Genomic DNA, 2,209 nt, shown 5'->3' on the forward strand with positions numbered 1-2,209 from the left:
GGCATGGGCAAGATCGGCGAAGGCAAGAACACCGCCCACCAGACCAAGAAGCTGGTCGACGAGGATGTGCGCGCCTTCCGCGACCGCTTCAACATCCCGATTCCCGACGACAAGCTGGCCGACATCCCGTTCTACAAGCCGGCCGACGACACGCCGGAGATGCAGTACCTGCATGCCCGCCGCAAGGCGCTGGGCGGCTACCTGCCGCACCGCCGCACCAAGGCCGACGAACAGCTGAAGGTGCCTGATCTCGAGACCTTCAAGGCCGTGCTCGAGCCGACCGCCGAGGGCCGCGAGATCTCGACGACGCAGGCCTACGTGCGCTTCCTGACGCAGCTGCTGCGCGACAAGGAGCTCGGCCCGCGCGCGGTGCCGATCCTGGTCGACGAGGCGCGCACCTTCGGCATGGAAGGCCTGTTCCGCCAGATCGGCATCTACAACCCCGCGGGGCAGCAGTACACGCCGGTCGACAAGGACCAGGTGATGTACTACCGCGAGGACAAGGCCGGCCAGATCCTGCAGGAAGGCATCAACGAGGCCGGCGGCATGAGCAGCTGGATCGCCGCGGCCACGTCGTACTCGACGAACAACCGCGTGATGGTGCCGTTCTACGTGTACTACTCGATGTTCGGCTTCCAGCGCATCGGCGACCTGGCCTGGGCGGCGGGCGACATGCAGGCGCGCGGCTTCCTGCTGGGCGGCACCTCGGGGCGCACCACGCTGAACGGCGAAGGCCTGCAGCATGAAGACGGCCACAGCCACATCCTGGCCGGCACGATCCCGAACTGCATCAGCTACGACCCGACCTTCGCGCACGAGGTCGGCGTGATCCTGCACCATGGCCTGAAGCGCATGGTCGAGCAGCAGGACAACGTCTACTTCTACCTGACCCTGCTCAACGAGAACTACCCGATGCCGGGCCTGAAGGCCGGCACCGAGGAGCAGATCATCAAGGGCATGTACCTGCTCGAAGAGGGCGCGAAGAAGACGCCGCGCGTCAACCTGCTCGGTTCGGGCACGATCCTGCGCGAGTCGATGGCCGCGAAGGAGCTGCTGGCCAAGGAGTGGGGCGTGTCGGCGAACGTCTGGAGCTGCCCGAGCTTCAACGAGCTGGCGCGCGACGGCCAGGACTGCGAGCGCTGGAACCTGCTGCACCCGACCGAGAAGGCCCGCGTGCCGTTCGTTTCGCAGCAGCTCGACAAGTACGCCGGTCCGGTGATCGCATCGACCGACTACATGAAGAACTACGCCGACCAGATCCGCGCCTTCATCCCGAAGGGCCGCAGCTACAAGGTGCTGGGCACCGACGGTTTCGGCCGCAGCGATTTCCGCAGCAAGCTGCGCGAGCACTTCGAGGTGAACCGGCACTACATCGTCGTCGCGGCGCTGAAGGCGCTGGCCGATGAAGGGACGCTGCCGGCCGAGAAGGTGGCCGAGGCCATCAAGAAGTACGGCATCAACGCTGACAAGATCAACCCGCTGTACGCCTGAACGGCTACGCCACAAGAACACGCCGGAGACCCAGCATGGCATTGGTGGAAGTGAAAGTCCCCGACATCGGCGACTTCAAGGACGTCGAGATCATCGAACTGCTCGTGAAGCCGGGCGACACGGTGAAGGCCGAGCAGTCGCTCGTCACGGTGGAGAGCGACAAGGCCTCGATGGAGATCCCGTCGTCGCACGCGGGTGTCGTGAAGGAGCTGAAGGTCAAGCTCGGCGACAAGATCAACGAGGGCAGCCTGCTGCTGGTGATCGAGGCGGCGGGAGCATCCCCCGCTGCGGCCGCGCCCACGCCCGCTGCGGCCGCGCCCACTCCCGTTCGGGCTGAGCCTGTCGAAGCCCCTGCGCAACCTGCGAGCAGCACTTCGACAAGCTCAGTGCGAACGGAAGTGGTCGACGTGGTGATCCCCGATATCGGCGACTTCGACGAGGTCGCGGTGATCGAGGTCTTCATCAAGCCGGGCGATGCGGTCAAGGTCGAGCAGTCGCTGATCACGGTCGAGAGCGACAAGGCGTCGATGGAGATCCCGTCGTCGCACGCCGGCGTCGTGAAGGACCTGAAGGTGAAGGTCGGCGACAAGGTCAGGAAGGGTTCGCTGATCGCGACGGTGCAGGCTGCTGCCGGCAGCGCACCCGCACCCGTTCGGGCTGAGCCTGTCGAAGCCCCTGCGCAACCCGCGAGCAACCCTTCGACAAGCTCAGGGCGAAC

2 protein-coding genes are annotated in these 2,209 nt (G+C 65.7%); both read left to right on the forward strand.

Annotation, left to right across the window (positions count from 1 at the left end):
• Positions 1-1,491 (forward strand): transketolase-like TK C-terminal-containing protein (locus AC1D15_RS28205; protein WP_477828615.1); only part of this gene is annotated, 1,491 nt, incomplete at its 5' end.
• Between the two features lie 35 nt (positions 1,492-1,526).
• Positions 1,527-2,209: biotin/lipoyl-containing protein (locus AC1D15_RS28210; RefSeq protein ID WP_477828616.1), on the forward strand; the 683-nt coding region annotated here is incomplete at its 3' end.

Source organism: Rhizobacter sp. P2_H2 (assembly GCF_056403375.1).